Annotated in this window: 31 protein-coding genes and 1 pseudogene; 13 read left to right on the forward strand and 19 right to left on the reverse strand. The window is 42.4% G+C overall.

Annotated features, from left to right (window positions below; translation table 11 throughout):
* Positions 1–21: 21 nt before the first annotated feature.
* A complete protein-coding gene (locus AC1DUD_RS18715) occupies positions 22–1,164 on the reverse strand; it encodes an NAD(P)/FAD-dependent oxidoreductase (RefSeq protein WP_477377099.1) in 1,143 nt (380 codons plus the stop codon).
* Positions 1,165–1,295: 131 nt separating this feature from the next.
* On the opposite strand from AC1DUD_RS18715, the gene AC1DUD_RS18720 reads away from it, so the two are divergent.
* Together AC1DUD_RS18720 and AC1DUD_RS18725 are read left to right on the forward strand one after the other, a co-directional pair.
* Positions 1,296–2,027 (forward strand): zinc metallopeptidase, encoded by a 732-nt coding sequence (locus AC1DUD_RS18720; RefSeq protein ID WP_477377101.1) that lies wholly within the window; start codon positions 1,296–1,298, stop codon positions 2,025–2,027.
* Between the two features lie 349 nt (positions 2,028–2,376).
* Positions 2,377–3,315: a YXWGXW repeat-containing protein gene (locus AC1DUD_RS18725; RefSeq protein WP_477377103.1), complete on the forward strand. Its 939-nt coding sequence runs from the start codon at positions 2,377–2,379 to the stop codon at positions 3,313–3,315.
* A gap of 138 nt (positions 3,316–3,453) precedes the next feature.
* On the opposite strand, the gene apaG is transcribed toward AC1DUD_RS18725, so the two are convergent.
* Together apaG and dusB are read right to left on the reverse strand one after the other, a co-directional pair.
* Positions 3,454–3,840, reverse strand: coding sequence for a Co2+/Mg2+ efflux protein ApaG (gene apaG, locus AC1DUD_RS18730; RefSeq protein ID WP_121232413.1), 387 nt, complete (start codon positions 3,838–3,840; stop codon positions 3,454–3,456).
* Positions 3,841–3,886: 46 nt separating this feature from the next.
* Entirely contained in the window at positions 3,887–4,879 is a 993-nt protein-coding gene (gene dusB, locus AC1DUD_RS18735; RefSeq protein ID WP_477377105.1) for a tRNA dihydrouridine synthase DusB, read from the reverse strand.
* Positions 4,880–5,020: 141 nt separating this feature from the next.
* Here dusB and AC1DUD_RS18740 point away from each other — a divergent pair, with 141 nt between their 5' ends.
* The 4 genes and pseudogenes from AC1DUD_RS18740 to AC1DUD_RS18755 all read left to right on the forward strand — a co-directional run.
* A complete protein-coding gene (locus AC1DUD_RS18740) occupies positions 5,021–5,863 on the forward strand; it encodes a lysostaphin resistance A-like protein (RefSeq protein WP_477377107.1) in 843 nt (280 codons plus the stop codon).
* Positions 5,864–6,076 carry a putative signal transducing protein gene (locus AC1DUD_RS18745; RefSeq protein ID WP_110586323.1) on the forward strand — a complete coding sequence of 71 codons (213 nt, stop codon included), beginning with the start codon at positions 5,864–5,866 and terminating at the stop codon, positions 6,074–6,076.
* The gene (locus AC1DUD_RS18750; RefSeq protein ID WP_477377110.1) at positions 6,073–6,879 is read left to right on the forward strand and encodes a phosphatidate cytidylyltransferase; all 807 of its coding nucleotides are present in this window, start codon (positions 6,073–6,075) and stop codon (positions 6,877–6,879) included. The genes AC1DUD_RS18745 and AC1DUD_RS18750 overlap by 4 nt, the downstream gene beginning before the upstream one ends.
* A 26-nt stretch (positions 6,880–6,905) precedes the next feature.
* Positions 6,906–7,559: pseudogene (locus AC1DUD_RS18755) on the forward strand (phosphatidylserine decarboxylase family protein); the annotation flags it as partial.
* A gap of 821 nt (positions 7,560–8,380) precedes the next feature.
* Here AC1DUD_RS18755 and rplS read toward each other — a convergent pair.
* Entirely contained in the window at positions 8,381–8,728 is a 348-nt protein-coding gene (gene rplS / locus AC1DUD_RS18760; protein ID WP_090532282.1) for a 50S ribosomal protein L19, read from the reverse strand.
* Between the two features lie 238 nt (positions 8,729–8,966).
* Between rplS and AC1DUD_RS18765 the strand changes: the two genes are divergently transcribed.
* Complete coding sequence (locus tag AC1DUD_RS18765) at positions 8,967–9,737, forward strand: MerR family transcriptional regulator (RefSeq protein ID WP_477377112.1); 771 nt, start codon at positions 8,967–8,969, stop codon at positions 9,735–9,737.
* Between the two features lie 214 nt (positions 9,738–9,951).
* On the opposite strand, the gene AC1DUD_RS18770 is transcribed toward AC1DUD_RS18765, so the two are convergent.
* The 9 genes from AC1DUD_RS18770 to AC1DUD_RS18810 all read right to left on the reverse strand — a co-directional run bounded on the left by AC1DUD_RS18770 (position 9,952) and on the right by AC1DUD_RS18810 (position 14,501).
* The gene (locus AC1DUD_RS18770; RefSeq protein ID WP_477377114.1) at positions 9,952–10,209 is read right to left on the reverse strand and encodes a hypothetical protein; all 258 of its coding nucleotides are present in this window, start codon (positions 10,207–10,209) and stop codon (positions 9,952–9,954) included.
* Between the two features lie 5 nt (positions 10,210–10,214).
* Positions 10,215–10,706 carry a hypothetical protein gene (locus tag AC1DUD_RS18775; RefSeq protein WP_477377116.1) on the reverse strand — a complete coding sequence of 164 codons (492 nt, stop codon included), beginning with the start codon at positions 10,704–10,706 and terminating at the stop codon, positions 10,215–10,217.
* Positions 10,707–10,750: 44 nt separating this feature from the next.
* Positions 10,751–11,317, reverse strand: a complete 567-nt coding sequence (locus AC1DUD_RS18780) for an RNA polymerase sigma factor (RefSeq protein WP_477377118.1) — start codon at positions 11,315–11,317, stop codon at positions 10,751–10,753.
* Positions 11,318–11,607: 290 nt separating this feature from the next.
* Positions 11,608–12,291 carry a tRNA (guanosine(37)-N1)-methyltransferase TrmD gene (trmD, locus tag AC1DUD_RS18785; RefSeq protein ID WP_477377120.1) on the reverse strand — a complete coding sequence of 228 codons (684 nt, stop codon included), beginning with the start codon at positions 12,289–12,291 and terminating at the stop codon, positions 11,608–11,610.
* A gap of 83 nt (positions 12,292–12,374) precedes the next feature.
* Positions 12,375–12,746: a VOC family protein gene (locus AC1DUD_RS18790; RefSeq protein WP_477377122.1), complete on the reverse strand. Its 372-nt coding sequence runs from the start codon at positions 12,744–12,746 to the stop codon at positions 12,375–12,377.
* Positions 12,747–12,993: 247 nt separating this feature from the next.
* Complete coding sequence (locus AC1DUD_RS18795) at positions 12,994–13,383, reverse strand: VOC family protein (protein WP_477377124.1); 390 nt, start codon at positions 13,381–13,383, stop codon at positions 12,994–12,996.
* A gap of 16 nt (positions 13,384–13,399) precedes the next feature.
* Entirely contained in the window at positions 13,400–13,600 is a 201-nt protein-coding gene (locus AC1DUD_RS18800; RefSeq protein WP_330863486.1) for a helix-turn-helix transcriptional regulator, read from the reverse strand.
* The gene (locus AC1DUD_RS18805; protein ID WP_477377127.1) at positions 13,597–14,034 is read right to left on the reverse strand and encodes a hypothetical protein; all 438 of its coding nucleotides are present in this window, start codon (positions 14,032–14,034) and stop codon (positions 13,597–13,599) included. Before AC1DUD_RS18805 ends, AC1DUD_RS18800 begins: the two co-directional genes overlap by 4 nt.
* Positions 14,031–14,501 (reverse strand): hypothetical protein, encoded by a 471-nt coding sequence (locus AC1DUD_RS18810; RefSeq protein WP_477377129.1) that lies wholly within the window; start codon positions 14,499–14,501, stop codon positions 14,031–14,033. Before AC1DUD_RS18810 ends, AC1DUD_RS18805 begins: the two co-directional genes overlap by 4 nt.
* 226 nt (positions 14,502–14,727) lie before the next feature.
* On the opposite strand from AC1DUD_RS18810, the gene AC1DUD_RS18815 reads away from it, so the two are divergent.
* Positions 14,728–15,288: a hypothetical protein gene (locus tag AC1DUD_RS18815; protein ID WP_477377131.1), complete on the forward strand. Its 561-nt coding sequence runs from the start codon at positions 14,728–14,730 to the stop codon at positions 15,286–15,288.
* A 142-nt stretch (positions 15,289–15,430) separates the two neighbouring features.
* Here AC1DUD_RS18815 and rimM read toward each other — a convergent pair whose 3' ends face one another.
* Together rimM and AC1DUD_RS18825 are read right to left on the reverse strand one after the other, a co-directional pair.
* Positions 15,431–16,003: a ribosome maturation factor RimM gene (gene rimM / locus AC1DUD_RS18820; RefSeq protein WP_477377133.1), complete on the reverse strand. Its 573-nt coding sequence runs from the start codon at positions 16,001–16,003 to the stop codon at positions 15,431–15,433.
* 76 nt (positions 16,004–16,079) lie between these two features.
* The gene (locus tag AC1DUD_RS18825) at positions 16,080–16,604 is read right to left on the reverse strand and encodes a 30S ribosomal protein S16 (RefSeq protein ID WP_121232439.1); all 525 of its coding nucleotides are present in this window, start codon (positions 16,602–16,604) and stop codon (positions 16,080–16,082) included.
* A gap of 232 nt (positions 16,605–16,836) precedes the next feature.
* Between AC1DUD_RS18825 and AC1DUD_RS18830 the strand changes: the two genes are divergently transcribed.
* On the forward strand, positions 16,837–17,373 hold the full coding sequence (locus AC1DUD_RS18830) for a 5' nucleotidase, NT5C type (RefSeq protein ID WP_477377136.1): 537 nt from the start codon (positions 16,837–16,839) through the stop codon (positions 17,371–17,373).
* A gap of 53 nt (positions 17,374–17,426) precedes the next feature.
* Positions 17,427–18,800, forward strand: coding sequence for a PAS domain S-box protein (locus tag AC1DUD_RS18835; protein ID WP_477377138.1), 1,374 nt, complete (start codon positions 17,427–17,429; stop codon positions 18,798–18,800).
* Positions 18,801–18,833: 33 nt separating this feature from the next.
* Here the strand turns inward: AC1DUD_RS18835 and pfkA are convergent, their stop codons facing one another.
* The 4 genes from pfkA to AC1DUD_RS18855 all read right to left on the reverse strand — a co-directional run bounded on the left by pfkA (position 18,834) and on the right by AC1DUD_RS18855 (position 22,979).
* Positions 18,834–19,814, reverse strand: a complete 981-nt coding sequence (gene pfkA, locus AC1DUD_RS18840) for a 6-phosphofructokinase (RefSeq protein ID WP_477377140.1) — start codon at positions 19,812–19,814, stop codon at positions 18,834–18,836.
* 143 nt (positions 19,815–19,957) lie between these two features.
* The gene (locus tag AC1DUD_RS18845; protein WP_477377142.1) at positions 19,958–21,715 is read right to left on the reverse strand and encodes a protein-disulfide reductase DsbD family protein; all 1,758 of its coding nucleotides are present in this window, start codon (positions 21,713–21,715) and stop codon (positions 19,958–19,960) included.
* Between the two features lie 20 nt (positions 21,716–21,735).
* Positions 21,736–22,188: a protein-disulfide reductase DsbD domain-containing protein gene (locus AC1DUD_RS18850; protein ID WP_321556635.1), complete on the reverse strand. Its 453-nt coding sequence runs from the start codon at positions 22,186–22,188 to the stop codon at positions 21,736–21,738.
* A 17-nt stretch (positions 22,189–22,205) separates the two neighbouring features.
* Positions 22,206–22,979, reverse strand: a complete 774-nt coding sequence (locus AC1DUD_RS18855; RefSeq protein ID WP_477377145.1) for a biotin--[acetyl-CoA-carboxylase] ligase — start codon at positions 22,977–22,979, stop codon at positions 22,206–22,208.
* A gap of 47 nt (positions 22,980–23,026) precedes the next feature.
* On the opposite strand from AC1DUD_RS18855, the gene rsfS reads away from it, so the two are divergent.
* The 3 genes from rsfS (at position 23,027) to AC1DUD_RS18870 (ending at position 26,298) form a co-directional block, all read left to right on the forward strand.
* Positions 23,027–23,401, forward strand: a complete 375-nt coding sequence (gene rsfS / locus AC1DUD_RS18860; RefSeq protein ID WP_110586341.1) for a ribosome silencing factor — start codon at positions 23,027–23,029, stop codon at positions 23,399–23,401.
* A 90-nt stretch (positions 23,402–23,491) separates the two neighbouring features.
* Positions 23,492–25,603 (forward strand): ATP-dependent zinc metalloprotease FtsH, encoded by a 2,112-nt coding sequence (gene ftsH / locus AC1DUD_RS18865; RefSeq protein WP_477377147.1) that lies wholly within the window; start codon positions 23,492–23,494, stop codon positions 25,601–25,603.
* 56 nt (positions 25,604–25,659) lie between these two features.
* Positions 25,660–26,298 (forward strand): LutC/YkgG family protein, encoded by a 639-nt coding sequence (locus tag AC1DUD_RS18870; protein ID WP_477377149.1) that lies wholly within the window; start codon positions 25,660–25,662, stop codon positions 26,296–26,298.
* Positions 26,299–26,357 lie beyond the last annotated feature (59 nt).

Below are 26,357 nucleotides of genomic sequence, written 5' to 3' on the forward strand. Positions count from 1 at the left end.
ACAAGTTCAGGATGACGCTTTTTAGATATGTGCAAGTATTAACTCCGCCACTTCCTCACCCACCAAACTTCCCATAGCCACACCCATACCATTACACCGCACTGCACAGAAAATGCCGGGCTGCACTTGTTTTACTATGGGGCTGATCTCCTGTCCAAAGCCCATGATGCCGCTCCACCAGTAATCAATTTCTACGTTTTGTCCGGGCAGAATAACTTCGTTCAAGTAGGTTATCAATTGCTGTTTTACCTCGTCAGTATGGCCGAAATCCCAGGTTTCTTCGGCTTTGTAATTGAGGTTACGGCCGCCGCCAAACAATACCCGGTTATCAATATTGCGGAAATAGTAATAGCCCTGGTTAAAATGATAAGTGCCATTTAGCTTTAACCCGGGGACCGGTTTGGTAACCATTACCTGTCCGCGGCCGGGTACTACATCCAGCTCAGGATATAACTGGCTTGCAAAGGCATTGGTAGCTAAAATTACTTTGCCGGCTTTAAACACACCTTGCGATGTGTTTAACCTTATAGCGTTATCTTCCTGCTCAATAGCTGAGATACTGCAATTGTTAAGTACCAATACGCCCAGCTCATATATTTTATATAACAACGCCCGCATCATTTTGCCGGTATGGATCTGCCCTTCCAGCGGATTGTATATGATATGCTTCACTTTACTGAAGCCAAATGCTGCAATTTTTTCATCAGCAACTGAATAAATGTCAGCCCGGCCGATAGTTTGCTGCAATAATTTATTGAGATGATCTATCTGGTCAATACAACTGCGGGCATGGTTTTCTTCATGATCCATAAACAGTTCATGACCGCCGTATTGGTGATAGTCTATTGCTGCATCCCCCAGGTTTTGCCTTAAACGTTGCAGGCCTTTCCACTTGTATGCCACTAAACGCATGGCCTCTTCTTCAGAAGACTGATTTATTACCTCAATTTGCTCAGAAACTGTACCAAAACACGCGAAACCGGCGTTTTTAGTACTGGCGCCCGATGGTAAAAAGCCCCGCTCCAGCACCAAAACTTTTAGCGATGGCTGCTGTTTTTTTAAGTGCAGGGCAGCGCTTAAGCCAACAATGCCGCTGCCTATGATAATTACATCTGCATTATCGGTAAATGCGGTGCGTTCCCAGTATGAAAATGATGGCTCCATTGTTGTCAAAAGTAAAGAATCGGGTTGCAAAAAGGGAATTGTTTAAATAAAGCGGAATAATTTTTGAATAGGTACTGTAACGTTTACAGTGTTTTAAACTACTTAATTTAAAATATATTTTTATCAATCATATGAATCACATTTCACTAATTATGGGATACATAGCGCCAAACTCGGCCTGGTTCCTGATGATTATTGTTGCCCTGGTAAGCTTTATTGTACAATGGCGGTTCAGGAGTAAATTTAAGCAGTATTCTGAAATTGGCTTAATGTCTGGCTTATCGGGCCAGGAAGTGGCCGTGAAAATGCTGCGCGCCCATGGTATATTTGATGTACAGGTAATTTGCGTTGAAGGCCAGCTTACAGACCATTATAACCCCGAAACAAAAACAGTTAACCTGAGCACCGATGTTTTTTACAGCCGCAGCATTGCCGCCGCAGCAGTTGCCGCGCACGAATGCGGCCACGCTGTACAACATGCCGAAGCTTATGGCTGGTTAAGTTTCCGGTCGGCAATGGTGCYCGCTATTAATGTAGCATCAACCATTACCCAATGGACTTTGTTTATCGGTATTATGCTGCTGTTCTTTTCGGGAAGTCCTTATGTTTTAGCAGTTGGTGTTGCTGCCCTGGCGCTGGTTACATTTTTTAGCTTTATAACCCTGCCGGTTGAGTTTGATGCAAGTCGCCGTGCATTAGCCTGGTTGGATAACAATTATGCTGTAGTGCAAACCGGTCAGGAACATGAAATGGCTAAAGATGCCCTTTGGTGGGCCGCCATGACTTATGTGGTTGCCGCGCTGAGCGCCTTGGCTACGCTGGTTTATTACGCTTCGTTTTTGTTTAATAACAGGAGGAATTAAGATTCAAGAAGCAAGAAAGAAAAAAAGAAGCAGGATGTCAAGAGTCAGGAAACAAGGCTTATTTTAGGTTGATATCCAGAAAAGCCCTAATAGATTACACAATTAGGGCTTTTCTATTTTCAAAACTTTCTTTCTGTCTTGCTTCTTGAATCTTACTGTCTTGATTTCTTTTTCCTGTCTCTTGAATCTTACTGTCTTGATTTCTTTTTCTTGCCTCTTGAATCTTGCTGTCTTGCTTCTTTTTCCTGGCTATCTTGTTGTCTCTAACTTCATGATCTGTTCATTTAACCGGCCGAAACTTAATGTGATATTCATGTTACACGGGTAGGTTTGAATAAAATCATAGATTATGAAAAAAATAGCAAGCGTATTTATGGTGCTTTTGATAATGTCAGCAGCATCAGTTAAAACCTATGCACAAGTCAGTATAGGGATCTCTGTAAATATAGCACCACCTGTACTACCAACTTATACACAGCCGGCCTGCCCTGTCGATGGGTATTTATGGACGCCGGGCTATTGGGCTTATGATCAGGATGGTGGATATTACTGGGTGCCGGGTGTATGGGTGAGCCCTCCGCAGGTTGGTTATTTATGGACGCCGGGTTACTGGGGTTATAACGGCGCCGTTTATGTTTACCATGAAGGATATTGGGGCCATCATATCGGATTTTATGGAGGCGTAAATTATGGCTACGGTTATGCAGGTAGCGGCTACGTTGGTGGTCGATGGGCTGGTAACTCATTTCAGTATAACACTGCTGTTGTAAATGTTAACAATACCGTTGTACATAATACCTATATCAATAAAACGGTGGTTAATAATGTTACCGTTAATAACAATAGCTTTAACGGACCGGGTGGCGTAACTGCTAAACCAGGGCCACAGGAGCGCGCCGCCGAAAAGGAAGAACATGTACAGCCAACTTCAGATCAAATTAGTCACCGCCAGGTTGCGGTCAAAGACCAAAGCCAGTTTGCAAGAAATAATAACGGGCACCCGGCTACCGCAGCCATGAACAAGGTTAACGGAAGCCGTTTTACACCGGAAGGAAGCCGGTCGCAAGCACCAGTAAGGTCGAATGCTGCAAATAACCCGGCTCATAACGGTAACGCCGCTTCTTCTGCCGACAATTCTGGTAACAGCCACTCTCCCGCCAGGAGGACAAATGTTGCTGCTGCAAATAATGGAGGTGCAAGGCCAGTGGTGGAACATAGTAATAGGGCCCCCCGTCGGCAAGCTGCTGCCCCTCGCGAAGAGAAGCCGCACAGGGAAAGACAACGCTAAGCTTAATCTTGACAGCCATATAAAAAAAGGAAGGCCCTAATCGATCACTCGGTTAGGGCCTTTATATTTTTGAAGTTTTCTTTTCTTGGTGATACTTGCTCCTGTCGTCTTGGCTCTTAAATCTTGCTGTCTTGAATCTCAATTCAACCTGTACGGTGCTATCAAATAAAACTCTGGGATCTGTACATTGAAATTGGCGTTGTCCAACAGGCGAAGCATATGGTATTCGCCTTTCATGTTGCCCATATCGGTTTTAAGGTTACAGCCCGATACGTATTCGTGGGTATGGCCAGGCTCAATAACAGGCTGCTGGCCTACTACGCCCTCGCCTTCCACTTCGCGCTTTGCACCGTTTGAGTCAAATATATACCAGTGACGGCTCATCAACCTGATGGCGTAGTTGGTCATGTTTTCGATGCTTACTTTGTAAGCAAACATAAAATGATCGTTTGCCGGGTTTGAATACTCCGGCTGATATATGGTTTCTATGGAAACCTTAACACCCTCAGTTATAGTGGTAACCATGTGACAAGTAATCGTTTATTTCAAATATATGGAAAGGGAGCAAATATTAAGCCATTTCAATGGCATATTTTTCTTCAATTTCGGCCAGGATCTGGTTAACCGATTCAAGATCAGGGGCAGTAACAAACCGCATCCTGAACTCTTTGAAATGATCTATCCCTTTAAAGTAATTAGAATAATGCCTGCGCATCTCAAAAATGCCTGTTTTAGGGCCTTTCCACTCAATTGACTTGTATAAATGAGCCCGGCAGGCTCCAACACGCTCGGCAATTGTTGGCTTATCCAGGTATTCGCCAGTTTTAAAGTAGTGCTTTATTTCGCGAAAAATCCACGGATAACCGATAGCTGCACGACCGATCATCATGCCATCAACTTCATATTCCATGCGCCATGCGGCTGCCTTCTCGGGGGAATCGATGTCTCCATTGCCGAAAATGGGGATTTTTATACGCGGATTTTTTTTGATATCCCTGATCAGTGCCCAATCGGCCACACCCTTATACATCTGTGCACGGGTACGGCCATGTATGGTAAGCGCCTTGATGCCAACATCCTGTAAGCGTTCGGCAACTTCGTACACATTTTTAGTGTTATCGTCCCAGCCTAAACGAGTTTTAACGGTAACCGGTAAATGCGTTGCCTCAACAACCGCTTTGGTCATGGCCACCATTTTATCAATATCTTGCAAAAGGCTTGCACCGGCACCGCGGCAGGCTACCTGTTTTACAGGGCAGCCATAGTTGATATCCATCAGGTCGGGGCCAGCCAATGAAGCTATCTCGGTAGCTTCACGCATATGGTCGATATCGCTCCCGAAGATCTGGATGCCGATAGGCCTCTCGTATTCAAAAATATCAAGCTTTTGCCTGCTTTTTGCCGCATCGCGGATCAGACCTTCGCTTGAGATAAACTCTGTATACATCATGTCCGCGCCGTTTTGCTTGCAAACATAACGGAAGGGCGGATCGCTCACATCCTCCATCGGCGCCAGCAACAGCGGGAACTCCCCTAAATCAATATTTCCTATTTGTACAGACATCCTTATCTTTAGCCTGCAAAAATACGAATTTTACATCGAATGATAAAAGCCCCATCTCAATCCCCTCAGCCACAGGGAAGTCAAATAACACCGTTTTTACAATTTATAATACTTATTGCGCTAACCATAGGGCTGTTGATTGTGTGCGGTTTAATAGCTGCCGGTATTATCGGTGTGGTATTCGGCGCTAAAACTCTTGGTGACGCGTTGAGTTTTAATTCCCAAAATCCGCATGCAGGCGCGGCCTTATGGACATTGCAGATCATCAGCACCACTTTACCCCTGTATCTTGCCCCTGTAATTTTTGCCCGTTTTATAGTAAGGGAGCCTGCAGACTATCTAAAAATCACTCCCAGCTTTCCGCCTGTGTTACTGCTGCTGATCTTATCTATCATGATCTGTTCATCGCCGGTTATGGAAGTGCTGGTAAACGTTAATCAAAAGCTGGCATTGCCTGCCCCTTTGAAAGCTCTTGAGGATGTTTTGCGCGCTATGGAAGCCCAGGCACAAAAGGCCACCGATACTATGCTGCAAATGAAAACCGTATGGGACATGCTTTTTGCTGTGCTTGTTGTTGGTTTATTAACTGCCATTGCCGAGGAGTTTTTATTCAGGGGGGCGCTTCAAACCACTATGATCCGGTGGACAGGAAATCCCCACGCGGCTATCTGGATTACGGCCATCCTGTTTAGTGCCTTCCATATGGAGTTTTTTACCTTTTTGCCGCGCGTGGCGTTAGGCGTATTTTTTGGGTATTTTGTAATGTGGAGCGGGAGTATCTGGACAAGTGTTTGGGCGCATTTTTTAAATAATGCCACCCAGGTAGTGATCCTGTACTTATATCAACAGAAAAGAATAACACTTGATCCTAACGATCAGCACGTATTTAATTACCAGAGCTATGCGTTAAGCCTGATAATTATTTTAATTTTGCTTTTTATGTACAGAAATACAGCTAAAGGAAAAAGCCCGCTGCTTAGTTAAATGGAAAAGAACTGGGTCAAAATTTTTACTTCAACTAATTTTTACCAATCAGAAATTGTTAAGCAAATGCTTACCGGGAATCATATTGATACCGTTTTGCTTAACAAGCAGGATTCTTCACATCGCACCTTTGGCGAGATAGAGGTTTACATTCACCAGGAGGATTTTAGTAAAGCTATTGAGATCATGATCCTCAATCAAATTAATATATGAAACAACGCGCCATCACTGGCTTATTTTTTATTATCGTAATGATTGGGTCTAATTTGTTAGGCCCTTATGTATTTAGTGTATTTTACCTGGTGTTGAGCCTGTTTTGCCTGCTGGAGTTTTATAAGCTGGTTAAACAGGGCGGCATGCAGCCCGAGCGTTTTACAGGCGTACTTGCAGGGGGAATCCTGTTTTTCTTTTTTGCAGCCAACTGCTATTTTCCGGCATATAAATATATTATCCTGCTACCCATACTGCTTAGCTTTATTCCGATAGGTGAGTTGTATAAAAAATCTACCGCGCCATTCACCAATATCGGTTTTACTTACCTGGGCTTGTTAATGGCTATTGTGCCGTTCATGTTTTTCCATGCTATGGCCTTTACCCGCGGCGACGGAGTTTTTAACTTTCATGTGCCGCTTGGCTTTTTAATTATGCTGTGGAGCAATGATACCGGGGCTTACCTGGTGGGCAGCAAATTTGGTCGTAATAAGTTATTTGAGAGGCATTCGCCTAAAAAATCATGGGAAGGCTTTATTGGCGGTATCTTGATCTGCGCGTTTGCGGCATATATTTTGAGCCGTTTTTATACAGAGTACAACTGTTTTGATTGGATTATCATGTCGCTCATTATATCAAACTTTGGCACCATGGGCGATCTGGTTGAATCCATGTTCAAGCGTAGCCTCAACGTAAAAGACTCAGGTGGCATATTACCAGGCCACGGCGGCCTGCTCGACAGGTTTGACGGACTGCTGATGGCCGCACCAATTGTATATGCATACCTGTACTTAATTTCAAATTAGTAGTTTTGTATTAAACCCTATAAATAATGACCATACATAAAGAAGGCTATACCTCACTCGCTATTACTATCCTGTTCATTTTTGTGCTGAATGCGGCCATTCATTTTTATCTGCCAACAGCGCATACTTTAAAATGGATAGTTTACATATTTTCGGGTGCCTTATTTTTGATCATACTGCAGTTTTTCCGCAGTCCGTTCTTTGATATTGAAACAGCCGAGAATACTATCCTGTGCCCTGCCGATGGCAAAGTTGTGGTGATAGAAGAAACTGAAGAAACAGAGTTTTTAAAAGACAAACGCATCCAGCTTTCGGTTTTCATGTCGCCGGTTAATGTGCATGTTAACCGTAATCCCATTGCGGGCGTAGTAAGCTATTTTAAATACCATAAAGGCAAATACCTGGTAGCCTGGCACCCCAAGTCATCAACAGAGAACGAACGTACAACCATCGCTATTGAAAATAGTAAAGGTGTAACTGTATTGTTCAGACAGATTGCCGGTGCATTGGCCCGTCGTATTGTATGGTATGTAAAAGAAGGTGATATTGTTGACCAGGGCCAGCAGTTTGGCTTTATTAAGTTTGGATCAAGGGTAGATGTTTTCCTGCCGCTGGGTACTAAGATATTGGTGAATATTGGCGATGTGGTAAAAGGCGGTCGTACCGTTTTGGCCGAGCTGGTTGATCCGGAGCCTGTAAAAGCAGCTAAGAAACCGGCTGCGATTGTTACTCCCGAGCCTGCTCCTGTTGAGCCGGCTGTTCTGGTGGAAGAAACGCCAACGCTGAACAGCATTACGCCGGCTCCATCGCTGGTGGTTGATCAGCCTGAAGCGGCCGAAACGACTGCCGTTGAAGAGAATCTTACAGAAGAAGCAGCTACAAAGAAAGTCTCTGCACCAAGAGCTAAAAAGGCTAAGACTGACGAGGCGAAGGAAGAAGATAGTAAATAATCAGAACGTATAGTTATAAAAAAGCAGATAGGGAACCCATCTGCTTTTTTTGTGCTCTATCGAAAAGTTATTTTTAATAAAAAGAATTATAGAGGCATCATTGCGAGGCACGAAGCAATCCCAAATTAGCAGAGACGCTATGCGGGTTCGCCTGTAAAGTCGGGGATTGCTTCGTGCCTGGCAATGACGTGGTTTTTTAGTACTGTCGCGGGTTTAGCGATAGCGTAACCCGTGATCCTGCATTGTTGAAGCTTTCAGCTTCAAAGCTGTTTTTTCGTTCTTAAGCTGAAAGCTTAAGTCATGGTTACAACGGGTTACAAACCCGCGGCAGCTATTCAGTTATTGTGTTGGGAAAAGCGTCATTATTGCTTCATGTCAACAATAGTAATTGTCGGTGAAAGGTTTTTTGAAAGAGATATGTATCTTGATCTTTGAAAATCAATAAATTACGTAACAGTAATCTCAAAAACCATCGTATAGCAAAAGGCCTTACCGAAATTACTTCAGAAAGGCCTTTTAATATTTTATATACCGCTAAGCGGTTGGGTAAATTAAACGCGTTTTGATTTGATACGAGCTGCTTTACCGGTAAGGGCACGCAGGTAGTACAATTTAGAACGACGAACTTTACCAACGCTGTTAACCTCGATCTTATCGATGTTTGGAGAGTTAACAGGGAAGATACGCTCAACGCCGATGCCATTTGATACTTTACGCACAGTAAAAGTTTCGCTTACACCAACGCTGTTACGCTGAATAACAACACCTTGGTAAACCTGAACGCGTTCTTTATTTCCTTCTCTGATTTTATAGTGAACACTTACAGTATCACCAGCTTTGAAGGATGGAAGCTGCTTTTTTTCTACTGATTGCTCTTCAACAAATTTTACTAAATCCATGATTTTAAGCTCTTAATGCGATTTTTAGCCCGTAAAAATCGGATTGCAAGTATAGGGATTATTTTCAATAAATGAAAGCCAAATTTAAAAATTTCCACATTTAGTTTTTTATTAACAACGGGTTGTGGTTTTGAGGAATGGCAAGCTGAGGTTTACGGCCTGACAAAACTTTTTTAAAAAAGTACTTGACTCTAACCTTAGGTCATACCATAGCTTTGTGATCAATCATTTTATGCAGATGAAAACATATTCTGTTAAGCAAATAGCGCAGTTGGCTGGGGTAAGCGTACGTACATTGCACTTGTACGATAAAATAGGTTTGCTGAAGCCGGGTAAGCGTACGCAGGCCGGGTACCGGCAATATAGCGAAGATGAATTATTACGCCTGCAGCAGGTGTTGTTTTACCGTGAGCTGGATTTTTCGCTTAAAGAAATAAAAGAGATCATGAATGATCCTGCTTTTGATGTGGGTAAGGCGCTCATCGGGCATAAAGCATCTTTACTTATAAGACGCGAGAGGCTCAACATCTTACTAAATACCATCGATAAAACAATCAATAACCTAAATAATAAACAAATGACCAAGATTGAAGAACTATATGAAGGCATGCCTAAGGAACAGGCTGCTGCCTGGCGAAAAGAAGCCTCAGATAAATGGGGCGAAGATGTAGTTACCCGCTCTGAAAAGGCACTGCTTGAAATTGGAAAGCTTGATATTGAACGGCTGAAGGCGGAGCAAAAAGATATTGCCCGGCGGCTTCAATTGTTAAAACACTATCCACCCGAAAGCAAGGAGGTGCAGGAGCAAATTGCCCGGCATTATATTAATATCCGTAGCTTTTGGGGTGTTACTGATCCTACCGACCTGAAGGCCGAAACCTACAAAGGATTAGCTGAGCTATATATAACTGATGAAAGATATACAGCTGGCAATGATAGCCCTGACCCGGAATTTGCGACTTTTATGCGCAAGAGTATGTTGTATTTTGCTGATACAAAGTTGAAGTAGGGATTATCGTCCTGTAGACCATAAGAGTTTGGATGATTATTTATTCCCTCCCAGGGGAGGGGTGTGTTGATAATGCGTGGTGGCAGGGAGGGGGTTATTCGCCTTACTAACGAATAAGCTTGGCGATTAAACCCCTCCCTACACCCTCCCAAGGGAGGGAATCGCACAATCCGCCGTTTTTTTTTCTTTCGAACAGCTATTGTCTTGCCTGGGATCAAAGCCGGGGTTCATTTTTGGCAATCTCCGGCGCCGGCTTTTTCTCGGTAAAGTAGGCGATCAGCGTATATACCAACCCGATCAAAAGCAGGTTGAATACAAAATTGATGAGCGTATCACTTACCGAATGAGAGCGTTTATCGATATCGACAAAAGTAAAAACGGCATAGGCAAACGCCATTGCAAATATAACCCAGCCAATGATGGATACAGGCAGGTAGATGATCCCTTTGCGGGTAAACCAGTTTAATTTCATGGTGATTAATTTTTAATGGATATGTTTTCTGTCATGGCGAAATTGATGAACGCCATCATGATGACAAGGCTAATAAGGATCAGCACAATATTCCACAGTTTTAACCTGATGCTGATGTTTATCTCCCGTACTTTACGCTTGTCGGGATCCAGTTGCCTAACCTGTACATGAATAATGGAAAGCAGGTTAATAATTAAGCAAACCATAGGCAATATGAACAATACCAGCGGACCGATATAATCAATATAAGGTACTTTTTCAAGCTGTACCATGGTGCTAAACATAGCGCTAAACCAGTTTGCATTAAGGTGAAACTGATAGTATATGAACACGCATAGCAGGAAATAGCAGGGCACTATCACTAGCCACAAACCCAAAGCCGCCGAACGCCCGGCATTCATGATGGCCATTTTTACCATATGCTGGTGTTGGGATGGGTTTACATCGGGTACTTCTAAATTTTCCATTTGCTTTAAAAATTCGTCTTGATCTTTCATGTTAATTACCCTTATAATGCGTTAATTGGTTTTGGTTGCAGCGGCTAAAGCATATTTCTTAATTTTTCCAGTCCGCGCGAAAGCAATGATTTTACCGTGCCTTCATTTTTGTCCAGGATCTCGCTGATCTCGGTATTGGTTTTTTGCTCAAAATATCTTAAGGAAATTACCTCCTGGTATTTGATATCAAGCTTAAGCAGGTTTTCGCGGATGCGGTTATAATCGTCAAAAGCTTTTAACTCTTGTTCCATTATTTCGCGCTCATTGCCGGCATCGTCATGCAGCAGTTTTTCCATCTGCGGGTTTTCCAGCAATTGCTGTAACGACTCGGGTCTGTATTTACTACCGCGGTAATATTGATTAAGCTCATTAGTGGCTATGCGGTAAAGCCATGATGACAGGCCTATGCCCTTCCATTTAAATGGGCCGATCTTCAAAAAGGCTTTCAGAAAAGTTTCAGCCGCTATATCCCTGGCCAGGTCGTAATCGCCGCAGCGGCGCATGATGTACCCAAACACAGGTTTATACCAACGGTCAAACACCTGCCCAAAAGCAGCCGGATTAGTTCGGCATTGTTCAATAAGCTGGGCTTCGGTGTGGTTAGGGTTCATAGCTGCAACGCTACTATAATGCAGTAAGCATTAATTGGTTGCAATCTAATTTAAGGGTTTTGGTTGTGATTAAGTGAGTGGAGAATAGTTGATTAGGTGAGTGGTTGCCGTTTGGTGAGTGGAGAATAGTTGATTGGGTGAATAGTTGCCTTTTGATTAGTATAAATTATTGATTGAGCCAGTGGTTAGCGTATTGGGCAATCATTGTAATCTCTCCTAATCAAGCACTCACCGGAAAAAAACAACCACTCACTTAATCCAACTTAATCAACCACTCACTATACAATCAACTACTCACCTCTATTCAACAAATCAGGCCGGCGTGCCTTTGTACGCTCTAATGCCTGCTCGTGGCGCCATTTTTCAATTTCGGGGGTATTGCCACCTAAAAGGATCTCGGGTACCTTGTGCCCGTTCCAGTCGGCCGGACGGGTATAAACAGGGGCATCCAGCAGGTCGTCCTGGAAGGAATCGGACAGGGCCGAGGTTTCATCGCTCAATACACCGGGGATGAGCCTTACTACAGCGTCCACCAGTACGGCTGCGGGCAGCTCTCCGCCCGAAAGTACGTAATCACCTATTGAGATCTCGCGGGTAACATAAATGTCCCTGATGCGCTGATCGATGCCTTTATAGTGACCGCAAAGAATAATGATGTTTTTTTTGATGGAGAGCTGGTTGGCGATGGCCTGGTTCAGCGTTTCTCCATCGGGTGACATGAAAATGATCTCGTCATAGTCACGTTCCGATTTTAGTTTTTCGATACAGGCCGCAAACGGGGGAATGGTCATCACCATACCGCTGCCACCGCCATAAGGGTAATCATCTACACTTTTTTGTTTACTGGTGGAATAGTCCCTGAGATTATGTACAACAATTTCAGAAATTCCTTTTTTCTGCGCACGCTGCAAAATAGAATGAGCAAAAGGGCTTTCAAGCAAACCGGGCAAAACAGAGATGATATCAAAACGCATATTTTCTTCAGACTCAGGATAAAAGAATCAGGATGCAAGATTACTGAAAAATGTGCTGTCCCCGAAATTGTCCGGGCTCCAGACTATCCGCGATGCTGATAGATTCCCCATAAATTACCCGCTGGGTCAGTAAAATGTGCCGTGATCTCCGGGAAATCTTTGCCTATGGGTTGAACGATCTCCCCGCCGTTGGTTTCTATGAGTTTAAGCGTTGCTTCGGCATCGTCAACCATAATGGAGATGAGCAATCCGGCTTTGCCCATCGGCTCGCGACCGGTTACCCACATACCGCTTACTTCGCCCACACCATCATCAAATGAGGCAAAGCCATGATTATCGGTTCGGATATGCCAGCCGAAAACCGTTTCGAAAAACTTTGATGATAAGCTGATATCGATGGCCGGGATCTCGATATAGCATATTTTGCCGTTGCCGTAGGTAGGTTGCTTTGCCATGATAAACGAATTGTATTTTTTTATAACTTTTATTACACTGAGTGTGAAATGACAAAAGGGGGCCTGTCAGTCTGAGCCTGTCGAAGACTCGCGCGGAGAGGCCCGCCCGCCATACTTCGACGGGCTCAGTATGACACCCATTTTAAGTTGTCATGCTGAGGCACGAAGCATCTTCTTCGCCCTGTATAGCCACTAAGCCTCGCGAAGAAGATCCTTCACTATGTTCAGGATGACAATATACCTTGAATCATATCGCCTTTTCAATCATCCATCGATGCCCAAACGGATCAACAAAATCTCCCTGGCGGTAACCATAATCCCAATCCGTTACTTCAGAAGCTATTTTGGCACCTGCTTGTTTGGCCTGTTCCATTACCGCATGTACATCATCAACAAAAAGACCGATGGTTACACTGGTGGCCTCTACGGTATCGGGACAAAGTACAGCGGTTCTTTCCGTTTCCTCATGCAGGTGGAAAATAGTTCCATCTATCGATAGTTCGGACACATGGATGCTGCCATCGTCATTACTAAAACGCCTGAGCTCGACCGCGCCCAAAGCTTTAATATAAAAGCTGATATCGGTTACTCCATGCGGAATGGCTAACTGCGGCGCGAAAGTTGGTTTTGTTGCCATGGTTATATTGGTTTGGTTAGTCCTCGTTGTCTAACGAAAAAATATCTTCAACAGGTTTGCCAAATACGCGGGCTATTTTTAAAGCCAGCACTGTAGACGGTACATACCGGTTACTCTCAATAGTATTGATGGTTTGCCGCGATACCCCGATAAGCTCTGCCAGCTCGGCCTGGGTGATGTTCTTGATAGCGCGTTCAACCCGGATATTATTTTTCATGCCTGCCCCTCTTCCTTATTGATGAGGCGGTTGTTCTGGAAAATCTTCCACCTGAAACGAACGATGAAAAACACAAGCGGTACCAATAAATTTAAAAACAAAATATGTTCGGTGTCTTTACTTAATATTAAACTCACCACCAAAAGTATGTAATTTACATAAATAGCCCATTGCAGGGAATCAAGGCGGAGTTTAAAGATCTGTTCGTCCTCAATGCGTTCTTTAGCGAAGGCGACGAAGAACAGGCCTATAGCCATGAGCAGCGTAGTGGTCATGAAAAAGATATGATGGCTGTTGAACAGGTCGTTGCTTACGGGTTCATCGTGCATGCTAAAGCCCATTTCTTTTTTAAACATCACAATGGGGATATGGATCAGGAATAGCGCCAGCCCCAGGTATCTGAACCAGAGCGGGAATAAAAAACGTGATTTCATGATTGCGTTGCTCCTTTAACTTCTGTTGTTAAGCCTCTGTTTAATAAAAACATCTTCCACCTGAAACGGACGATAAAAAACACCAGTAGGGTTAGTACATTATACATAGTGAGCCACAAGAAAGTAATGCTGTAAGAAGCAAAGATCAATACAGCGAAAACAACATAATTAATGTAAACCGCCCACTGCAAAGAATCGGACCGGAGTTGAACAATATGTTCATCCTCCATCTTCTCTTTCGAAAATGCCAATAAAATCAGACCGGATAACACCATAAATAGTTGTAATTCATCGTCAAAACTTTCATCATGTGCGAGGGTAACCTCTCGCATCCACGGCGACAGGTTATGCCATACAAAAATCTCCCTGGTACTATTCGCCGAATAAATAAAAAACGCAAGGCCACTTAAAAATAAGAGTAATCCTAAAAAGCGGGCTTTTGCCGGAAATAAAAATCGTGATTTCATAATTGTAAAGTTTGGCTTACCAAAAGTAAAACAAACTTTACAAATGTCAAATATATTTGACAAAATATTTTTGAGGACCTAAAAGTATTAAGAAATGTATAGCTCGATGGTTCCTGAACATGATTAAAATGGCTGTAATACTAAGTCATCAGATGAAAAAACTTATTGACTGGTGATAGTGGCAAATATTACTTAACTTAAAAGGCTAAACCCAAGCCTCTTTTTTATGCCTAATATCTATTTAAACTTACTCAAAGAATTTGAGCAAACAGGTCTTTCAACACGAAAATCAATATCCCCTTTTATGGAAAAGAATTTTACAAGGCCAACTTCCATTGAACCCATAGAGTGGAGTGCACAAAATAATCTTGCTGAGTTGTTTATTGCAGATGTTAAGAAAACAGGGCATTTTGATTTTGATAGTAAAGAAGAAGAGCACGTTAAATTTGATTATTTAAAAAAGACAGGCCGGTGGTATGATGTAGTTAACATTTATGCAAGAATTACTATTGAGGGGCTCGCATATTTAGAAAATCAAAAGACTAACGAAACTATAAAGCGTAACTCGGTCTATCAAACAATAGCAATAGGCCTAACTGTATTTTTTACCTTAATTACAGTTATTTATACTATTCTTAGTTATACTTCGGGAATGTCAAAGGAGCAATTACTGAAACAGCTACAAATGCAAACACAACAGATACACACGCTACAAATACAATTATCTCAATCAATAAGCAACTCTCAAAAAGACCACGATATGAAAGTAGTGTCAAAAAAAAATTAATTTTTCTATTCATATTTAATTTATAGTTGCTGATTTTCTTGACAAAATAATTTTTGAAATCATTCCAAATGAAAAATGCCCGTGGGGACACGGGCATTGGGGGATCTTATTTCTTTATGCTAAATTCTTGTATCTAAAATAACTATCCTTCCAGGTAGATGTCCAGTAGTCCTTCCGGCAGATCGATATAAATCTCGCCACCTTCAACATCAATACCTTTAATGATTTCTAAGTTGAGCGGGAAAAGTACCTCTTTGTTTTTGTATTGCACGGTAGCAATCAATTGCTGAGGATATTCCTGTACGGTTATGATCTCGCCCAGTTCGCCGTGGGTTTCATCTATCGCGATAAAGCCTTCTACATCATTCAACGTAAATTCAGCTTTTTTCTTTTTAGGTTTTAGCTTATTAGGCAGATAGATATCACGTTTAACCAGTACCGATGCTTTTTCAATGGTGTCCACATCTTCCAGGTTAAGGTAGGCGTTGTTTTTTTGCAGGTATTTGATAGATGATACAAAGTAAGGGATCATCTTCCCGGCGATATCGATAAATAGGGCATTGAACTTAATATCTTCAATACCATCAAAATCAACGTAGATCTGCAATTCGCCTTTCAGGCCTTTGGTTTTTAAAACTGTACCTATCCTGAAATGATCTTCAGCTTTCATATAAAATGAGTTAAACAATAATGGCGAAGCTGTTTGCCTCGCCATTATTCGGATTTAAGAAATCAAACGTAAAGATTCAAGATAAAATGTTTTCTTGCGTTCTGTACGCTTAATCAAATAATTATTCTGCGCTTTCAGCTTCTTCAGTTGCTGCATCTTCTGCAGGAGCTTCAGTTTCTTCGGCAACAGGAGCGTTTTTAGCAGCAATAGCAGCAGCTTTTTCTTCGCTCTTTTTAGCTTCAGCAGCTAAAGCAGCTTTGCGGGCTTCGTCTTTAGCAACGTTAAGGCTGGTTTTTTTACCGGTGATTTTGCTGTCTTTTTGGTCAAGCCATTCAGCAAATTTAGTTTCCAGTTGCTCTTCGGTTAAAGCACCTTTTTTAACACCACCTTGTAAGTGTTTTTTGTAAAGCACACCTTTGTATGAAAGGATAGCACGACAAGTATCTGTAGGCTGGGCACCGTTGTTAACCCAATCTAAAGTTTTGTCGAAATTGATGTCAATAGTTGCTGGATTTGTGTTTGGGTTGTATGAACCTAAACGCTCAATGAAGCGTCCATCACGTGGAGCGCGTGAGTCTGCTACCACGATGTAATAAAAAGGTTTACCTTTTTTACCGTGTCTTTGTAGTCTGATCTTAGTTGCCATTGTAAATTTTTATGTATTCAACATTATCCCCGGAGTTCTTTCTGCGGGGATGCAAAGGTATTAATTTTTATTGCAATTTAAAATAGCTGATAATTAATTATTTATCTTTTGAGTGAGTGGTTGATTGGCTTGATTAAGTGAGTGGTTGTTTTTGTGTAATTAATTATCGGTTTCAGGTGCTTTTTTAAAACTTAACATTGCAGTAATTTAAAAAAATCGGAACTTACCTGCCATGAGCATCAACAGAAAAATACGGATAGCTATTGATATGGATGAAGTTATTGCCGATACTATTGGCAAATTCATCAGCATGTATCAAGAAAGGCATAATGAAGAAATAAGCATGGGCAATATGGAAGGCAAAGAGTTCAGGGAGATCTTGCCGCCGCACCTGAGCGAAACCCTGCGGGTTTATATCAACGAACGCGGCTTTTTCAGGGATATCCCCGTAATGCCCGATGCACAGGAAGTGGTAAAGGCCCTCCATGAAAAATATGATGTATACATAGCATCGGCAGCTATGGAGTTTAAATATTCATTAGAAGATAAACAGGAATGGCTTGAAGAGCATTTTCCTTTCATCTCGTGGACAAACATTGTTTTTTGCGGGCACAAGATCCTGGATGTGGATATCATGATTGACGACCGGATTAAAAATTTCGCCACATTTAACGGCCGGAAAATTCTTTACACTTCGCCCCATAACATGCTGCTTACGGATTATGAGCGGGTAAACACCTGGCAGGATGTTGCTGCTAAATTATTGTAGTTATTTGTTTATCATATAAATAGCTATACCTTTAAGTACTCACTGCTTGTTACATGTTTAACCCAAACCCGGCTGCAAACGGAAATTGTACCATTGTTTTTGATATTGATGAACAGAAATACCTGTTTGTAACCGAAAGCTTTTATAGTCTTTTTGATGTGGGGATTGATCATCTTCATCAAAATGTTGATTTTTTGAAAGGGCTGGTAAAGCCTGAAATTCTTGCCGATGTAAATCAGCTTACTGCAGAGCTTGCCTTGAACAAGCCTGTTCAAATCACCTATCACCTTGAGGCCGGCCAGAAACAGCTAACTGAAAACAGGACACTTGCTATTGATGGGCTTACCGGCCATAAAATCATATTATGTAATATCAGCGCTGCCCCGGCTGTTGTTTCGGCCCCTGCCCCCTTTGAGAAACCCGGGCCGCGCGAACAGTTTCTCAATTCGCTTATTGGCTCGCAAACCAATTTCCTGATCAGGATAGATATCAATGGTAAATTTAGCTTTGTTAACCGCCGGTTTTTAAAAACCTTTGGTTATAACGAGGCAGAAATAATAGGGTATCATTTTTCAAAAACCACTATCCCGCAGGAGGCACATCTTTGTGAGGAGGCTTTTATAAACTGCATTAATAATCCGGGCAAGATCATCAGGCTTGTTCATAAAAAGCCTGCTAAGGATGGGAGCCTTCATGATACCGAATGGGAATTTGTATCCGTAACTGACGATAATGGATCGGTAGTTGAAGTACAGGGTATAGGCAGGGATATTACACCTCAAATGCAAATGCGCGAAGAAGCTTTGCAAATAAAAGACAGCCTTGAGGCATTGATCAATAATACCCGGGACCATATCTGGTCGGTTGACCGGAAACTTCGATATATGTATATGAACCAGGCTTACGTTGAGCAAGTAACTTATTTAACAGGTGTAATGCCTTGTAAAGGGCAGTCCTCCTATGAAGATAGCGGTTTTAGCAAGCAAATAATTGACGACTGGACTGTTTATTACAATCGCGCACTAAACGGCGAACGTTATTCGATTGTCAGTGAAAGCATCGATCCGCTGAATGGGCGCAGTTTATATTTTGAAGTTAGCTTTAACCCTATTTATACAGCAACCGGCGATATTATAGGTGCAGGCTGTTTTGGTCATAATATTACCGACAGGCTTAAAACACAAAAGGAGCTTGTTGACCAAAACGAGCGTTTAAAAAACATAGCTTCTTTAAGCTCGCATGAATTGCGCCGGCCGGTGGCAAGTATGCTGGGGCTTATCAGTTTAATGGACCATGAGGATTTTTATAATCCCGAAAATGAGGAGATCATAGCGCACCTGTTTACCGTAAGTGCCGAGATTGACGCAGCCATAAGGCTTGTTGTTGACAGTACTATGCCAAATAAAACAGCCCGCACTAATAATTAGTACGGGCTGTTTTATTTATCGTTTTAGCCGAAATTACATAGAAAGCATTTCAACAAGCTTGATCATGTTTGGATCAATGCCCTGATGGTGTTTAATGGCATGCTCAAACGGAGTATAAGCAATTTCGCCATTGATAAGGCCTATCATTTCGTTACGGTGCCCATCTCTTAAAGCTTCAACAGCGGCAGCGCCAACGCGGCTTGCCAGTACCCTGTCCATGCAGCTTGGTGCACCGCCACGTTGTATGTGGCCTAAAATAGAAATACGGGTGTCATAGTTAGGGTACTTTTCCTGTACCAAGCGACCAACCTCAAAAGCTCCGCCCGCAGTATCGTCACCTTCGGCAACAATCACAATACGTGAGGTTTTATCTTTACGGCCAAACTCAAGGCGGTTAAATAAACCTTCAAGCCCGGTTTTGCTTTCGGGGATCAGGATAGCTTCGGCTCCGGTTGCGATACCGGTACGTAAAGCGATCAGGCCTGAGTCGCGGCCCATTACTTCTACAATAAATAAACGGTCGTGTGATTCGGCAGTATCTCTGATCTTATCAACAGCATCAACAACAGTGTTAATAGCGGTATCATAACCAATGGTAAAGTCGGTACCCACAAGGTCATTATCAATTGTACCTGGCAGGCCAACAACCGGGATGTCATATTCGCTGCCAAAAACTTTAGCGCCGGTAAAAGTACCATCGCCGCCAATGGCTACCAATGCATCAACCTTGTTATTTACCAGTTGTTCATAAGCAATTTTACGACCTTCGGGTGTTCTGAAATCATCGCACCTTGCGGTTTTAAGGATAGTACCGCCACGTTGTATAATATTTGAAACCGATTTACGGTTCATAGGAACAAATTCGCCTTTGCCCATACCATCGTAACCACGACGGATGCCCGTAACCTCAATTCCGTAATACATAGCGGCACGTACAACCGCCCTTATGGCAGCATTCATCCCTGGTGCATCACCACCTGAAGTAAAAACGCCGATATTTTTGATCTGAGTCATTTTTTTGTTTTGGTTATAAACAGGCTAACCTATTCATAACTAATTAGGGTTGTAAATATTGTTATCAATTTAAACCCCGCTAACCAATAAAACGCGGAATTTGAATTTTGCGCGAATTTACACTTATTTTTTTAACCCGGTCTCTATTTTTTGTAAGCAGCTATGCCACTGTCTAAAAATTTAAGGTAGCTGGCTATGTCATAATTAGCCGGCGATGTTGGTATTTCGGCACCCGAAGCATCTTTGAGCAAATTGCCATCGCTGTCAAGCATCACATATAATGGCTGCGAGTTGGAGTTGAATCGTTGTGCCTCCAAATTGCTCCATTTACCGCCAAGAGTGGTGATCTTTTTACCGCTGTAATCTGATACAAAATGTTCTGCAACAGGTAGCTCTGCTTTGTCATCAACAACCAGTTGCAGCAGCACAAAATCATTTTTAATTCGGCTAAACACCTGCGGATCTGACCATACGTTTGCTTCCATTTTACGGCAGTTAACACAGTTAAAGCCGGTAAAATCAATTAGTATAGGTTTATGCAGGGCTTTTGAAACCTGAAGCGCCTGATCATAATCATACCATGCGTCCAGTCCCTTGGTTTTAATGCGGGTATAGTTCGCTGCATATTTACGTTCGCCGATACTTGCCGGTATAGCTGCCGACGGAGCTGCTGCTGCTGATCCAGAACCATCCGGAATACTTGAAAGGTTAAAATCCTGTGTAGCTTCAGGAGGTAAAAACGCGCTGATTGATTTTAAAGGCGCTCCCCATAAGCCCGGGATCATGTAAATAACAAATGCAAATACAACTATAGCCAGGAAGGTTCGTGGGATGGTAAGGTATTTTACATCACTGTCGTGCGAAAACTTGATCTTGCCGATCAGGTAAAGCCCGATCATCAAACCAATGGCTATCCATAGTGATAAAAAGATCTCACGATCGAACCAGTTCCAGTGGTAAGCCAGATCCACATTTGATAAAAATTTCAATGCAAAGGCAAGCTCAAGGAAACCCAATACAACTTTAACACTATTAAGCCACCCGCCCGATTTTGGCAGGGTTTTCAGTGCCGAAGGAAATAAAGCGAATATCGTAAATGGTAAAGCCAGGGCCAGCGAAAAACCGAACATGCCCATTGCCGGGCCAAGGCGGTCGCCTTTTGATGCAGCATCTACCAGCAGTGTACCTATAATTGGACCGGTACAAGAGAATGAAACCACAACAAGTGTTGCCGCCATAAAAAATATGCCCGCAAGGCCACCTTTATCTGAATTTTCATCCAGCTTATTGGCCAGTTTGCTTGGCAGCACAATTTCAAAGGCACCCAAAAAGGAAATACCAAACACAACGAGCAGTAAAAAGAAGAAAATATTAAATATGCCGTTTGTGGCCAGTTCGTTAAGCGCATCTGATCCAAAAATGATAGAGATGAGTAAGCCTAACGTAACATAAATTACGATGATCGATACGCCGTAGATAAGGGATTGCATAACAGCCTTGCTCTTGCTCCCGCTTTTTTTGGTAAAAAAGCTCACTGTTAAAGGCAGCAATGGATAGATACAAGGCAAAATTACCGCGGTGAAGCCGCCTAACAAACCTTCAATAAAGATCTGCCAAAGTGATTTAGGCTTTTCTGCTGTTTTTGAAGCACTGGCAGTTGTTTTGGTAACCTTAGCCGCTTCTGCCTTTTTTACCGAATCGGCTTGCTTTTTCCTGATGGCTAAGCTATCAGCAGCAGTAGGGATCTCTGTAAATGTAACATCGGCTGTTGATACTGTAGTATCGGCAGCTTTTTTTTGCACAGCAAAAGCAGTATTTGCTCCGGCTATGTTAAGGATGATCAGCGTAATTAATGTGATAAGCCCGGCGCGCAGGGAAGCACCTTTATTTAATAGTTTCATGACTGTTAAGGGGTGCTGAATTATTTACCTAAGGGGATAGTGAAATCAACATCTTCTGGAGGCAGGCATTTCATATCGTTACAGGTCATATAGGTTAATTTACCTGTAACTGCTGTTGCTTTGGGCGATTTTAAACTGATCTTTTGGCTAAAAACAACTTCCTTTTCAAAATAGCTTACATTCATGCTGAATGATTTTTCGTATTTGGTTACCGGAGTAGGCTCGGTAGTTTTGCCAACAGCAGCATATAATTTTGACGGGGTAAAATCAAATGAGGTTTTTATTGGGCCACCGTCTTTTACGGTTTGTGAATAAATGTGCCAGCCGCTTTGTATGGTCGCTTTTAAAAATACCACAGCTTCTTTGTCATTTACCTTTTTTGCCGCATACGACCACCTTACTGGCGATTCGATCTGGGCGTAAGCGCCGGCGCTGATAATAAGCGCGGTTACCAATACCAATAGTTTCTTCATTTGTGTTTTGTAGTTATTTATTTGTTTAAAAATTTCAATTCTTTAAGGTTAAACTCCAGTTGCCTGCCATTAGTATCTTCAATTACCAGCAGGCCATTTGGCAGCACGTTTTTTACAGTGCCATTGAAAACTCCATCGTTTGACTCAAAGTTTTTAACCTCGTTTAACCAGTATAGTCGGCTTAAGTAAGCCTTCCTTACAAAATCAATTTGCCCTGCCTTTAATTTAAGGTAGTATACCTCAATGTATTTGCAAATTTCCGATAATAACAGGGTTAAATCATAATCCTTTTGTAAGATTTGTTTGACAGAAGTGGCATTTGATGCCCCGGATGGAAAATTTTCCTGGTTTATGTTCAATCCTATGCCAATAACCGAGTCTTTGAGCTGCCCGCCCTGTATCGTATTTTCAATGAGCATGCCGCCAAGTTTCCTGTCACTATAGTAAATATCATTAGGCCATTTAATTTTTAACTGATCGCCCAAAATGGGTTTCAAGGCATCATATACGCCCAAGCTTGCTGCGCGGTTCAAATCAAACTGATCGCCAACGGATAAAAAATGAGGCTTTAATAATAGGCTGAAAGTAAGGTTTTTTCCGGGTTCGCTATGCCAGGTGTTTTGTTGCTGGCCACGACCGGCATATTGCTCTTCTGCCATAATGACCGTACCTTCGGGTACTGGCTTGGAATTTGACAATAGATTTTTAAGAAAACTATTTGTTGAGTCAACTTGTTTAATTGTTACCAAATTTTGACCGACAAATAATCCTGAAAATATGTTATTTTGCAAGGTGTAATAATTTTATACTCAAAAACGTTCAAAACTAATTCTTTTTGATGGTAAAAAACAAAGTGTTAAGTGAATCTGCCTATATTTCGGAGCTGGCAATACATGGTATCCAGGAGAAAAAAGGCAATGATATTATAAGGTTAGACCTTCGTAATATATTCAGTTCGGTATCAGATTATTTCGTGATCTGCCATGCTGATTCGTCGACACAGGTAAAAGCTATAGCAAATAGCATTGAGGATGAAATTTTCAAAGCCACCCAAACCGAGCCCTGGCGCAAAGAGGGTCTTGAGTATGGCGAGTGGATACTGCTTGATTATGTGGATGTTGTGATCCATGTTTTCAGGACCGATAAACGTGAGTTTTATGGAGTGGAGGATTTGTGGGGCGATGCCGATATTAAATATTATAAAAGTGCATAAACAACCGTCACAAAAAGGCTCAACGCATAGTCTTACTGTTACCGCGTAAAATTTAAATTATAGATTGTAAGTTTGAGCTCGTTAAAAGAAATGAAAGATATTAAAGATTCTAAATCAGAAAATCCAAGACCTATCCGAAAAATTGTGAACAAGAAGCCCTCACCAAAGCCGCCTAAATTCAATATCATGTGGCTATATGGTATTGTTATTCTGGCTTTTTTACTGATTCCGGCCTTGTTGAACGGCGGATCAGGCAAACCGGTTACTTTCCAGGAGTTTGAGGCAAACATGCTTCGTACCAATGATGTTCAAAAAATCGTAGCTTATAAAAGCGGCGATCTGGTAATGGCAGATGTTTACATCAAACAACAAAGCTTGTCGAAGCCATACTTTGCCAGTAACGTATCTAAAGACAAAAACTTTTTTAATACAAGTACCAACAGCGGCCCGCAGTTTACTTTTACAGATGCCTCTTACGAGAGCCTGAAAAAATCAATTGCTGATGCGCAGAAAGATGTACCTGATGATCAAAAAGTATCATTGCAGTTTGAGCAGGGCCATGAAAGCCTGTTATCAAACTGGCTGGTACAAGGCATTATCATGGTAATATTGTTTGCCGGTGTATGGATCTTTATCATGCGCCGTATGAGCGGTGGTTCGGGCGGTGGTCCGGGCGGCCAGATCTTTAACATTGGTAAATCAAAAGCAACCCTGTTTGATAAAGAAGCCCAGGTAACCGTTACATTTAATGACGTTGCCGGTTTGGAAGAAGCCAAGCAGGAGGTAATGGAGATTGTGGATTTCCTTAAAAATCCTAAGAAATATACCAACCTGGGTGGTAAAATTCCTAAAGGCGCGCTGCTTGTAGGCTCACCAGGTACTGGTAAAACCTTGCTTGCCAAAGCTGTTGCCGGTGAAGCGCAAGTGCCTTTCTTCTCGTTGTCAGGATCTGACTTTGTGGAGATGTTTGTAGGTGTGGGTGCTTCGCGTGTACGTGATCTGTTCCGCCAGGCTAAAGACAAAGCACCATGTATTATCTTTATTGATGAGATTGATGCTATTGGTCGTGCCCGTGGTAAAAACAATATAGTAGGTGGTAACGATGAGCGTGAAAACACCCTGAACCAGTTATTGGTCGAGATGGATGGTTTCGGTACCGATTCGGGTATCATCATCTTGGCTGCAACTAACCGCCCTGATGTACTGGATTCAGCGTTATTGCGTCCGGGACGTTTCGACAGGCAGGTATCTATCGATAAACCGGATTTGATCGGTCGTGAGCAGATCTTTAAAGTTCACTTGAAACCTATCAAATTATCTGACGGTGTTGATGCTAAAAAATTATCGGCACAAACTCCGGGTTTTGCAGGTGCCGAAATTGCTAATGTTTGTAATGAGGCCGCGCTGATTGCTGCCCGTAAAAATAAAGAGTCGGTTGATATGACCGATTTCCAGGATGCTATCGATCGTGTTATCGGAGGTCTGGAAAAGAAAAACAAGATCATCTCTCCCGAAGAAAAACGCATTGTTGCTTACCACGAAGCTGGTCACGCTATTGCAGGCTGGTTCCTGGAACATGCCGATCCATTGGTTAAGGTATCTATCGTTCCTCGTGGTGTTGCCGCGTTGGGTTATGCTCAATATCTGCCAAAAGAGCAGTTTTTGTATACCACCGAACAATTGCTTGATGAAATGAGCGTATCAATGGGTGGCCGTGTTGCTGAAGATATTGTTTTCGGTAAGATCTCTACCGGTGCATTGAGCGATTTGGAGCGCATTACCAAACTTGCTTACGCCATGACGAAAATTTATGGTATGAACGGTAATGTAGGTAACGTATCATTCTATGATCCGCAGGGCGAGTATCAGTTTAACAAACCATACTCTGACACCACAGCCGAAATGATAGATAACGAAGTACGTAAGCTGGTTGATGAGGTTTATCAAAAAACCAAAGACCTGCTTAACTTAAAGCGCGAAGGCCTGGAAAGCATTGCTCAAAAATTGTTGGAAAAAGAAGTTCTTTTCCAAAGCGATCTTGAGGAGATATTGGGCAAGCGTCCGTTTGATGAACGCACTACTTATGATAAGTTTGTAAACGGAGAGGCCGCGTTAAACCCGGATGTGGATAACAATGCCATTCCTGAAACGCTGACTAATCCTGAACTTTCAAGAGTAGACAGCGAAGATCCGAAACTTTAATTTTCAAATTATAATATAAAGCCACCGGCCAAGCTGGTGGCTTTTCTTTTTTAGCCATGAGGGATATCACCACATCAAAAGAAAAACTGCTTAAAAAAATAAGGAAGGCGCTTTTGGAAAAAAGGGATAACCCATACCCTCAGCTGGAAGACCTGCCCCTTTATCCTCCTACCGAAGAAATGCCCGAGGTGATCTTCGCCGAGCAGTTTACCAATGTATCAGGTCAGTTTATTTTTTGTGAAGATGAGCTGCAGTTTATAGAAAACCTGCTTACCCTTGCCGAAGAACGTAAATGGCACAAAATTTACTGCTGGGAACCAAAGCTGCAGGAGATCCTGAACCAGTTTGAATACCCACACTACGAAACCGACAAAGACTTTGAAGAAGCGGAAGTGGGTTTTACCCTTTGCGAAGCTTTAATTGCCCGAAATGGCAGTATTTTGCTCTCAAACGGAAATATGGCCGGCCGCAGGTTAAGCATCTACCCGTCGGTTCATATCGTGCTGGCTTATACCTCTCAAATGGTTATGGACTTGAAGGACGGCTTTAAACTCATTAAGGCTAAATATGGCAACCAGTTGCCATCCATGATCAGTACCGTAACCGGCCCCAGCCGTACTGCTGATATAGAAAAGACACTGGTATTAGGCGCCCACGGCCCTAAAGAGCTTTTTGTTTTTATGATGGAAGGCTGACAACTGATTTTTTTGATTCCGATGATTTTTAGGATTTTTCTGAACCGTGATTTTTAGGA

It is taken from the genome of Mucilaginibacter sp. P4_A11, assembly GCF_056402535.1.

Bases quoted from the DNA above. Each gene is read 5' to 3' on its own strand.
- AC1DUD_RS18715 (WP_477377099.1), bottom strand. From the start codon at position 1,164: ATGGAGCCATCATTTTCATACTGGGAACGCACCGCATTTACCGATAAT.
- AC1DUD_RS18725 (WP_477377103.1), top strand. From the start codon at position 2,377: ATGAAAAAAATAGCAAGCGTATTTATGGTGCTTTTGATAATGTCAGCA.
- apaG (WP_121232413.1), bottom strand. From the start codon at position 3,840: ATGGTTACCACTATAACTGAGGGTGTTAAGGTTTCCATAGAAACCATA.
- dusB (WP_477377105.1), bottom strand. From the start codon at position 4,879: ATGTCTGTACAAATAGGAAATATTGATTTAGGGGAGTTCCCGCTGTTG.
- AC1DUD_RS18745 (WP_110586323.1), top strand. From the start codon at position 5,864: ATGGAAAAGAACTGGGTCAAAATTTTTACTTCAACTAATTTTTACCAA.
- AC1DUD_RS18750 (WP_477377110.1), top strand. From the start codon at position 6,073: ATGAAACAACGCGCCATCACTGGCTTATTTTTTATTATCGTAATGATT.
- rplS (WP_090532282.1), bottom strand. From the start codon at position 8,728: ATGGATTTAGTAAAATTTGTTGAAGAGCAATCAGTAGAAAAAAAGCAG.
- AC1DUD_RS18765 (WP_477377112.1), top strand. From the start codon at position 8,967: ATGAAAACATATTCTGTTAAGCAAATAGCGCAGTTGGCTGGGGTAAGC.
- AC1DUD_RS18770 (WP_477377114.1), bottom strand. From the start codon at position 10,209: ATGAAATTAAACTGGTTTACCCGCAAAGGGATCATCTACCTGCCTGTA.
- AC1DUD_RS18775 (WP_477377116.1), bottom strand. From the start codon at position 10,706: ATGAAAGATCAAGACGAATTTTTAAAGCAAATGGAAAATTTAGAAGTA.
- AC1DUD_RS18780 (WP_477377118.1), bottom strand. From the start codon at position 11,317: ATGAACCCTAACCACACCGAAGCCCAGCTTATTGAACAATGCCGAACT.
- trmD (WP_477377120.1), bottom strand. From the start codon at position 12,291: ATGCGTTTTGATATCATCTCTGTTTTGCCCGGTTTGCTTGAAAGCCCT.
- AC1DUD_RS18790 (WP_477377122.1), bottom strand. From the start codon at position 12,746: ATGGCAAAGCAACCTACCTACGGCAACGGCAAAATATGCTATATCGAG.
- AC1DUD_RS18795 (WP_477377124.1), bottom strand. From the start codon at position 13,383: ATGGCAACAAAACCAACTTTCGCGCCGCAGTTAGCCATTCCGCATGGA.
- AC1DUD_RS18800 (WP_330863486.1), bottom strand. From the start codon at position 13,600: ATGAAAAATAATATCCGGGTTGAACGCGCTATCAAGAACATCACCCAG.
- AC1DUD_RS18805 (WP_477377127.1), bottom strand. From the start codon at position 14,034: ATGAAATCACGTTTTTTATTCCCGCTCTGGTTCAGATACCTGGGGCTG.
- AC1DUD_RS18810 (WP_477377129.1), bottom strand. From the start codon at position 14,501: ATGAAATCACGATTTTTATTTCCGGCAAAAGCCCGCTTTTTAGGATTA.
- AC1DUD_RS18815 (WP_477377131.1), top strand. From the start codon at position 14,728: ATGCCTAATATCTATTTAAACTTACTCAAAGAATTTGAGCAAACAGGT.
- rimM (WP_477377133.1), bottom strand. From the start codon at position 16,003: ATGGCGAGGCAAACAGCTTCGCCATTATTGTTTAACTCATTTTATATG.
- AC1DUD_RS18825 (WP_121232439.1), bottom strand. From the start codon at position 16,604: ATGGCAACTAAGATCAGACTACAAAGACACGGTAAAAAAGGTAAACCT.
- AC1DUD_RS18830 (WP_477377136.1), top strand. From the start codon at position 16,837: ATGAGCATCAACAGAAAAATACGGATAGCTATTGATATGGATGAAGTT.
- AC1DUD_RS18835 (WP_477377138.1), top strand. From the start codon at position 17,427: ATGTTTAACCCAAACCCGGCTGCAAACGGAAATTGTACCATTGTTTTT.
- pfkA (WP_477377140.1), bottom strand. From the start codon at position 19,814: ATGACTCAGATCAAAAATATCGGCGTTTTTACTTCAGGTGGTGATGCA.
- AC1DUD_RS18845 (WP_477377142.1), bottom strand. From the start codon at position 21,715: ATGAAACTATTAAATAAAGGTGCTTCCCTGCGCGCCGGGCTTATCACA.
- AC1DUD_RS18850 (WP_321556635.1), bottom strand. From the start codon at position 22,188: ATGAAGAAACTATTGGTATTGGTAACCGCGCTTATTATCAGCGCCGGC.
- rsfS (WP_110586341.1), top strand. From the start codon at position 23,027: ATGGTAAAAAACAAAGTGTTAAGTGAATCTGCCTATATTTCGGAGCTG.
- ftsH (WP_477377147.1), top strand. From the start codon at position 23,492: ATGAAAGATATTAAAGATTCTAAATCAGAAAATCCAAGACCTATCCGA.
- AC1DUD_RS18870 (WP_477377149.1), top strand. From the start codon at position 25,660: ATGAGGGATATCACCACATCAAAAGAAAAACTGCTTAAAAAAATAAGG.